This window comes from Streptomyces sp. SD15 (genome assembly GCF_054462255.1).
This window is the reverse complement of the sequence record NZ_JBTLMO010000079.1, coordinates 19,813-28,487: the sequence shown is the minus strand read 5'-3', so window position 1 is coordinate 28,487 and position 8,675 is coordinate 19,813. Positions and strand designations below refer to the sequence as shown.

The 8,675-nt window shown below is 72.8% G+C and carries 6 protein-coding genes; 2 read left to right on the top strand and 4 right to left on the bottom strand.

Features of this window, described 5'->3' with window-relative positions:
* Together ACX28W_RS40745 and grpE are read left to right on the top strand one after the other, a co-directional pair.
* A partial coding sequence (locus tag ACX28W_RS40745; protein ID WP_459005167.1) for an Hsp70 family protein occupies positions 1-503 on the top strand: 503 nt, incomplete at its 5' end.
* Positions 500-1,171, top strand: a complete 672-nt coding sequence (gene grpE, locus ACX28W_RS40740) for a nucleotide exchange factor GrpE (protein ID WP_459005166.1) — start codon at positions 500-502, stop codon at positions 1,169-1,171. The genes ACX28W_RS40745 and grpE, both read left to right, overlap by 4 nt.
* 3 nt (positions 1,172-1,174) lie before the next feature.
* Here the strand turns inward: grpE and ACX28W_RS40735 are convergent, their stop codons facing one another.
* From ACX28W_RS40735 to ACX28W_RS40720, 4 genes are all read right to left on the bottom strand, one after another.
* Complete coding sequence (locus ACX28W_RS40735; protein ID WP_459005165.1) at positions 1,175-2,092, bottom strand: helix-turn-helix domain-containing protein; 918 nt, start codon at positions 2,090-2,092, stop codon at positions 1,175-1,177.
* A gap of 98 nt (positions 2,093-2,190) precedes the next feature.
* Complete coding sequence (locus ACX28W_RS40730) at positions 2,191-4,380, bottom strand: AfsR/SARP family transcriptional regulator (protein WP_459005168.1); 2,190 nt, start codon at positions 4,378-4,380, stop codon at positions 2,191-2,193.
* 115 nt (positions 4,381-4,495) lie between these two features.
* Complete coding sequence (locus ACX28W_RS40725; RefSeq protein ID WP_459005164.1) at positions 4,496-7,384, bottom strand: AfsR/SARP family transcriptional regulator; 2,889 nt, start codon at positions 7,382-7,384, stop codon at positions 4,496-4,498.
* A 90-nt stretch (positions 7,385-7,474) separates the two neighbouring features.
* Positions 7,475-8,659 carry a PucR family transcriptional regulator gene (locus tag ACX28W_RS40720; protein ID WP_459005163.1) on the bottom strand — a complete coding sequence of 395 codons (1,185 nt, stop codon included), beginning with the start codon at positions 8,657-8,659 and terminating at the stop codon, positions 7,475-7,477.
* Positions 8,660-8,675: the final 16 nt, after the last annotated feature.

The following is an 8,675-nucleotide window of genomic DNA, read 5'->3' as shown; positions in this document are numbered from 1 at the left end:
TGCACGTCACGGCCAAGGACCTCGGCACCGGCAAGGAGCAGAAGATGACCGTCACCGGCGGCTCCTCGCTGCCGAAGCAGGACATCGACCGCATGATGCGCGAGGCCGAGCACCACGCCGAGGAGGACCGGCGCCGCCGTGAGGCTGCCGAAACCCGCAACCAGGCCGAGCAGGTCATCTACCAGACCGAACGGCTGCTCACCGACAACGCCGACAAGATCCCCGGAGACATCAAGAGCGAGGTCGAGACCGCTCTGGCGGAGCTCAAGGAGACCCTCAAGGCCCAGCCGGCCGACAGCGACAACACGGTGGACCTGCGGCAGGCGACGGAGAAGGTGATGGCGGTGGCCCAGAAGGTGGGCACCGCCATGTACGCGCAGGCTCAGGGCGGGCAGGCCACCGGCGGCGCGGGCGGCAGTGAGGCAGGCGCCGCCGGGCAGGAAGAGGATGTCGTCGACGCCGAAATCGTCGACGACGACAAGCGGCAGGAGGGCACGGGATGACCCGCCCCACCGACACACACCGTCCCGGCGAGCACCCGCTGGCGATCATCCGCGACAACTGGCGGCGGGATCCGGTAACCAGCCTGGAACCCCGCCGCCGCGGCGACGTCGAACCTGCCCCGCAGACCGACGCGGCCGTCCGCGAGGCCGACCTCCTGCGCGCGCAGCTGCGTGAGCGCACAGCGGACCTGCAGCGGCTGAAGTCCGAGTACGACAACTACCGCAAGCGGGTGAGCCGCGACCGCCGCGCGGTCGGCGAGATCGCCGTGGCCAACGTGCTCACCGGCCTCCTCCCCGTCCTCGACGCCATCGACCAGGCCCGCAAGCAAGGAGACGTCACCGGCGGCTTCCAGCACGTCGCCGAAGTACTGGAAGGCGAACTCGCCACCCTGGGGTTGCGGTCGTTCGGCATGGCGGGCGATGCCTTCGACCCCGTCCGGCACGAGGCCGTCTCCTGCACCCGCTCCGACCACGTCGAACAGTCCACCTGCACCACGATCCTGCGCCCCGGCTACCGTGTCGGCGACCAGCTCCTGCGGCCCGCTCAGGCAGAGGTCACCGAACCCCCGACCAGACACAGACCTGACCCAGCGGATTCTGCTCCAGCTCCCGCCCGGCCACGACCTGCTCTTCGGCCACCCACAGCCGGAGCGCCCCTCACCAAGTGACGCTCACCCTCGGCCGGTCCGCGTACCCCGGCCGACGGTGTCCCGCCATTCGCTGGGGGACATGCCGTACGCGGCCCGGAAGACCCTGCTGAAATGCGTGGCGCTCATGAAGCCCCAGCGCTTGGCCACCGCCGCGATGGTCTGGCTGCTCCGCGCCCGGAGCATCAGGTCGCGTCGGCACTCCTCGAGGCGGCGCCGCTGGATCCACCGGCCGACGGTGGTGCCCTCGTCCTGGAAGAGTCTGTGCAGGTACCGCGCGGAGATGCGGTGGGCCCCGGCGATCACCTCGGGGGACAGGTCCGCGTCGGTCAGATGCAGGTCGATGAACTGCAGAATCCCTGCCATCAGCGGAGACCGGGTGTCGGGCGTGCCGGTGGCGTCCCGGCCCAGTCGCTCCGCGGCGAGGGTGGCCAGCACGTTCACGGCGTTCCAGGCGAGCATCTCGCCGACCGGGGGCCGGGACGACGAGGCGGTGTCGGCGAGTTCGGACAGGAACGGCGACAACAGGGTTCCCAGCCGGGACGTACGCGGCACGGGAGCCCCTGCGAGCCGGTGCACGTCGGCCCCGACGAGCCCGAGCGACTCGCGCGGCACGAGGAACGTCTTCATGCGGAAACGTTCGGGGAAGTCGAGCGTCGGCGGGTGGTGCGCGTCGTAGAAGCAGATGTCTCCCGGCGCGAGGAGGACGTCCGGCGGCTCTGGCGAATCGAGGTTGCCGTGGCCGCCTCGTACGCCTACGAAGAGATACTCGCCGCTGTTCCGGGCGACCAACCGGTGAGCGCGCCGGGCCGGGTGCGGCCGACCGTCCTGGGGCAGGCTCGCGGGCGCCGCGCTCGTGATGACGATGCCGAGGCCCAGGGGCATCCGGCGCACACCGGTCTCACCGCCGCCGACCTCGATGGTGCTGAAGGTGGACGTCATCCGCCGTTTCCTCCCAGGCCTGCTGAACCGTTGCGAGGAGGGGCGACGCATCCTAGGTCCTGTCGTCCACTCCGATCGGAGCGTAGGTCGGCGGGAGTTCAAAAAGAGTGACGCGGGAGTGACAGGGACTCCGTCTCGGGGAGTTCGGTGAGTTCGGCGGCGAACGCGCGTAGCAGGTCGTGCACGGTGTAGCGGCCCGGAGCGTGTTCGGTGACGAGATGGGCGTCGGTGAGTTCGCTGAGGATCGGCCGGGCCCGGTGCACGGGCAGACCGGCGAGGTCGGCGGCGGCACCCGCCGAGATGTCGGGGCCGCGGTACTGCGACAGGAGTCGGAACAGCCGGGCGGCGTCGGGCGTCAGCGACCGGTAGGAAGGGGAGAAGACGGCGCCGAGACCCGCGAAGGCGTCGAGGCTGCCGTGGGAGTCGCGGAGTTCGGCGGCGATGGCGGCCAGCGGGAAGTCCTGGCGGCTGATGGCGCGCGCGGCGACGATGGCCAGGGCCAGTGGCAGGCGCCCGCACCGGGCGATGATCTCCTCGGCCGCCCCGGGCTCGGCGGCCAGTCGCCCCGGGCCGACGCGCAGGGCCAGCGAGGCGCGGGCGTCCACGGTGGACGGCAGTTCCAGGCGCAGCGGACGAGCGCCCGAGGCGATCAGTCCGGGCAGCCCGTTGCGGCTGGTGACCAGGGTCAGGCAGCCGGGCGAGGCGGGCAACAGCGGGCGCACCTGCTCGGTGCCGGCCGCGTCGTCCAGCAGGACCAGCACCCGTCGGCCCGCCAGCAGACCGCGGTACAGGCCGGCGAGCGCGTCCGTGCCGGAGGGGAGGTGCCGGGGAGAGGCTCCGAGAGCGGTGACCAGCCCGCGGAGTGTTTCGGCGGGTTCGGGCGTGGGCCTGGCGGGATCGAATCCGCGCAGCTCGGCGTGGAGCTGACCGTCCGGGAAGCGATCGGCCACCTCATGGGCCCAGCGCACCGCCAGCGCGGTCTTCCCCATCCCCGCCATCCCGCTGAGCAGGATCGTCGTGGGCGCCCCGGAACAGGCCGCGGCCTCGGCGATCTCCGTCAGGCTGGTCAACTCGCCCGTCCGCCCGGCGAAGACCGTCAGCCCGGGCGGCAACTGGGCCGGCCGGGCGAGGGGCTCCATCGACTCGGACGGCGTGGTCCGCCGCTCCAGGCCGGACGGGGGCTCCGGTGCCCGTCGGTCTTGGTTGAAGGTGGGTTTGGGTGTCTGGAGGTATGGGCTGGATGTGGGTCTGGGTGGTGTCCGTGGGCTTTGGTCGGAGGTGGGCGTGGGTGTCTGCAGGTCTCGGCCGGCCTCGGGCGTGGGCGTCCAGCGGTCTTGGCCGGCCTCGGGCGTGGGTGTCCAGCGGTCTTGGCCGGCCTCGGGCCTGGGCGTCCATCGGTCTCGGCCGGACGGGGGCTCCGGTGCCCGTCGGTCCTGGCCGGACGGCGGTCGGCGTGTCGGCGAGTTGAGGCCGGGCGGGGACCCGGGTGCGCGTGTCCGCAGGGTCCGGCCGGACTCGGGGGCAGGTGTCCGCAGGTCCTGGTGGAGTACCCGGGTGTGGGCGCCACTCAGTTCGGCCCCGGGAGCTACCCGCAGCTCCGCGGCCAGTCGGCGCCGGACCTGCTCGTACGCCGCCAATGCCTCGGCCTGCAGTCCGGTGGCCGCGAGGACCATGACGAGCCGGGCGTGCAGGGACTCGTTCAGGGGGTCGAGCTCGGCGGCCCGGCGCAGGCCGGGCAGCACGTGCTCCGTCCGTCCGCACAGCAGGGCCGCGTCGGCCGCCATCTGCGTCGTCTGCATCAACTCGCGCTCCACCGCGCCGAACAGCGCATGCTCCCGTACCGACGCGGGGATGCCCATGGCCACCACCGGGCCGCGCCACTCGCGCAGGGCATTGACGAAGTGCCCTACCGCCTCCTCGGGCCTGGCGGTGGCAACGGCCCGCTTGCCCTGTCTGGTGAGGTCGCGAAAGCGCAGCAGATCGATTTCGTCGGTCTCCGCCTCCAGCAGGTAACCACCGGCGCGCCCGAGCAGACGACGGCCCGGCGCCCGCGGCGCCAGCCCCGGTTCGAGCAGCCGCCGCAGCGAACCGACATAGCGGCGCACGACATTCGTGGCGCTGGCCGGAGGGCGGCCCGCCCACAGTACGTCGACGATCTCGCCCAGCTGTACCGGCCGGCCCGCCCGCACCATGAGCAGCCCCAGCAGGGCCCGTTGCTGGGGGAACCCGAGATCGACTTCCCGCTCCGCACGCCGGACCCGCAAGGGGCCCAGCAACTCGAACTGCATCACGTCTTCAACCTACGGCCTTCGGACGGTCAGGACGGCGGGCCCGGAACGCCGACGCCCGACGCGGCCTACGTCTGCCATGCGCCGGGGAGCCGAGTGCGCCCCCTGTCCGGGGTTACGTGAGATCGAGCCGCTTGTCCCTCCCGTGCAACCGGGCGCGGACCCGGTCGGCGTCGGGGTGGCCGAGTTCGGTGAGGATGACGAGGGCTTCTCGCCAGGAGGCGCGGGCGCCCGCGTCGTTGCCCGTCGCGAGGTGGGTTTCGCCGAGGCGGGTGAGGGTCTCGGCCTCGAGATACGGCACCCCCAGCTCCTGGTAGAGGGCGATCGCGTTGCGGTAGCCGAGCAGGGCGTGCGGATGACGGTGGAGGCGGTGGTAGGCGTAGGCGATGCTGTCCCAGGTGGCGGCCTGGCCGTAGCGGTCCCCCAGGTCCTGCAGCATGGACAGGGCTTCGAAGCAGTGGCTCAGGGCCTTGCGGTAGTCCCCGAGCTGGGCGTGGTACCAGCCGACGGAGTTGAGGACGCTGGCCTGTGCGGCGCGCAGGCCGGCGGTCCGGAAGAGGCCCAGGGCCCGCTGGTTGTGCCGGAGGGCACCGGGCAGGTCGCCCCGCTGCTCGCATTCCCAGCCCAGACTGCGGTGGGTGTTGGCCCGCCCGATGTCGTCCCCCAACTCGGTGAAGAGCTCCAAGGCGCGATCGAGGCGAGGGCGGGACCGGTCGTGCAGGCCCAGCCTGCCCTCCGCCCGGGCCAGTGCGCGCAGCCCGCGGGCCTCCATCGCCGGATCGGCGAGCCGCTGTGCGGCCGCCAGCGCGGTGCGCTGAGTGGCAGCCCAGTCGTGCCAGTCTCCCCGCCGGTCGAAGAAGGGTTCCAGCGCCCAGGCGAGCAGGCAGGCGAGTCGTTCCTGACCGGAGCTCGCGGCCGCGTCGACGACGGCGAGCAGCATCCGGTACTCGGCCGAGAGCCAGGCCAGGGCCCGGCTGTCGTCGGCGAGCGGCTCGGGTGCGACCCCGGGCGCGGACGGTTCGAGCGGCATCGGATCCCCGTGCGGGGCGAGCAGCAGCGCCGCGGCATGGGCGGTGTGCAGACAGTGCTCGAACAGGCGGTGGACGGCCGCGCGGCGTGCGGCCTCCGGGTGATGGGTGTGGACGAGCTGGGTGGCGTGCGCGCGCAGCAGGTCGTGGAAGGCGTAGCGGCCGGGCGCGTGCTCGTTGATGAGGTGAACGCCGGACAACTCGGTCAACAGCCGCCGGGCCTCCCGCACCGGAACCCCGGCCAGGGCGGCCGCGGCCGGTACGGAGCAGTCCGGGCCGGGGTGCAGGGCGAGCAGCCGGAAGAGCTGGGAGGCCTCGGCGGAGACGGCGCCGAGGGACCAGGAGAAGACCGCGCTGACGTCCGCCGAGGTGTCGGCGTTGGCGAAGGCGTCGAGGCTGCCGTGGGCCTCCCGCAGTTCGGCGGCGACGGCGGACAGCGGGAAGTGCGGGTGGGTGGCAGCCCGCGCGGCGACGCAGGCCAGGGCGAGCGGCAGTCCGGCACACAAGGTGATGATCGCGGCTGCCGCCCGGGGCTCGGCCGCGATGCGCTCGGCGCCCAACCGGTGGCCGAGGAATGCCCGTGCCTGGTCGGCGTCGAACGGACGCAGGGTCAGCGAGTGGGCCCCGTGCGCGGCGACCAGCCCCAAGAGGTGGTTGCGGCTGGTGACGACGGTGAGACAGCCGGGCGTGCCGGGAAGCAGCGGCCGGACGTGATCGGTGTCGCGCGCGTTGTCCAGCAGGACGAGGAACCGGCGACCGGCCAACACGCTGCGATAGAGCGCGGCTTGGGCGTCGACGCCGTGCGGGATGCGCTCGGGCGGCACTCCCAGCGCGTCCAGGAAACCACGGACGGCCTCGCCCGGGCTCACGGCCGCTCCCGACGGGTCGAATCCGCGCAGGTTGACGTAGAGCTGCCCGTCGGGGAAACGGTCGGCGACCTGATGGGCCCAGTGCACGGCGAGCGTGGTCTTTCCGATCCCCGCCATCCCGGCGATGGCGCTGATCACCACCGTCGCGGCGGGCGCCGCCTCACTCGTCAGCGGTCCGAGCGCGTCGTCGAGTTCGGTCTGCCGACCGGTGAACGTCGCCAGGTCGTGGGGCAGTTGCGCGGGTGCCGGCGGGGGAGGCGTCCGTGGCTCGGGGAGACCGGAGGCCGGTTCATCGGGTTCGCGGTGGGACGCGCCGGACCCGGGCGACGTGGCGGGCGCGGGGGTGTACAGCAACGCCGTCCGGTGGGCGTCGTGCAGTTCCGGGCCGGCGTCGATGCCCAGCTCGTCGTCGAGCCGGGCGCACGCCTCCTGGTAGGTGCGCAGTGCTTCGGACCGGCGGCCGTCGGCGGCCAGCGCGAGGATCAGCCTGGCCAGCAGCGGCTCGTCCAACGGGTGGTCGGCGGCGGCCTTCTGGAGCTCGGGCAGGACCGTGCCGGGGAGGCCGGCGAGCAGGGCCGCGTCGGCCGCCTCCCGTACGGCGGCGACGTACTCCCGGCTCGGCAGGCAGAACACCGCGTGGGCGCGTACCTCCTGGGGGACCCCGGCGGCGACCGGCCCCTGCCACAGGGACAGTGCCTCGGTGAACAGCTCCGCGCTCCGTGCGGACGCCCCTTCCGCGGCGGTCCGCCGGGCTTCGTCACGCAGTTCGCGGAACCGCAGGAGGTCCAAGGAGCCGCTGTCGGTCAGCAGGCGGTATCCGCCCGCGTCCCGTACCAGCCAGTGGCCCGTGGCACGGGCGGGCAGGCCGGGCTCCAGCAGACGGCGCAGCGACCCGACGAGGCGGCGCACCACATTGACCGCGGTGGGCGGCGGACGGTGGCCCCACAGCGTGTCCACGATCTCGCTCATGCCGACCGGTTCATCGGCGCGCACCAGCAGCAGTGCCAGCAGCGCTCTTTCCTTGGGACGCCCGAGGTCCAGCTCCGTTCCCGCCCGCCAGGCACGGACCGGGCCCAGGACCGCGAAGCGCACGGGCTCCAGAGCCAATTCATCCCCCTCGAGATCCCACCCCAAGGACTTACTCTACGTCACCGACCTTGTTACCCCTGGTTACAGGACGCCGGTTTCGGCCCGATGTCATGCGCCGGAGTCGCCCCGGTCCGGTCCTCCCAGCCAGGTGGTCAGGGCCCACCACCAGTGCAGGGTGCTCAGCGGGCCGGAGAGGCTCTCCGGTGGGAGGTCGGTCAGTGATTGTCCGGTGATCTGCTGGAGACGGTCGAGCCGGTAGCGGATGGTGTTGGGGTGGGTGAACAGGGCCGTCGCGGTCTGGTCCAGGCGTCGGCCGTTGTCCAGGAACGTCAGTGCGGTGAGCGCGAGTTGACGGTGGAAGTCGTCCGACTGGTCCAGGGCTCCCAGGAGTCGGCCGCTCAGCTGCGCGCCCAGCAGCGGCTGGTCGGCGAGGGCGATCTCGGCGGCGAAGTCGGTCAGTTCGTACCGGCCGTGACGCCTCTGACGTACGCCGATGTCCAGGGCCCGGGTGCAGAGCCGGTACAGCGGACGGATCTCCTCCAGGGGTGCGGCCGAGGAGACCACGACCAGAGTCCCCGTCCCCGCTTCCATGCTGCCGGGCATCCGGCGGCACAGGCCCGCCAGTCGTCCCTCGACGAGACCGAAGATTCCGCGAAGCGCGGAGAACCGGTCCATGAGGCGGCGCGCGGACGCGGGATCCGTGGCGTCCGCGACGAGGCAGTGGTGGAGCCCGCCGCCGTCCGGCGGGGCCCCCGCCCTCATCATCTCCTCGGCGGACGGCACGACTCCGCCGACCAGAAGCCGCCGCAGCAGACTCGTGCGCACCTCCGCGGTCTCGTGCGGTGCCGCCCGCTCCGCCGCGCGATATCCGTTGATCACATGCCGCTCGACCGCGTCGCCGTACTCCTTCAGCCGCAGGACCAGCGTGAGCAGGGCGCCGTCGGGCACCCCGGCCGCGCGGCACCGGTCGACGGTGATCTCCACCGCGCGGGTGAGCGCGGCCTGGACCCCGCGCAGTACCGCGGTCATGGGCACGCCCTGGCCCGCCCGGTCGGCGCCCAGTAACAGGGCTGCTGTGAAGTCCTCGTGCTCGACCCGGTCGAAGGTGCTGAACCACCCGCCGGCGGCGCGGATCATGGCGGTGACGTGGGAGCGGGTCTCCGCCTCGGCGAGCCGGGCCACCTCGGGGGACTGAGCCCTCGCCGCGCGGACGAGTTCGTGGCACACATCCGCGTCGACGGCCATGGCCCGCAGGATCTCGGTGACCGGCTCACGTTCGTGAACGACCGTCATGAGCCACTTCTCCGTC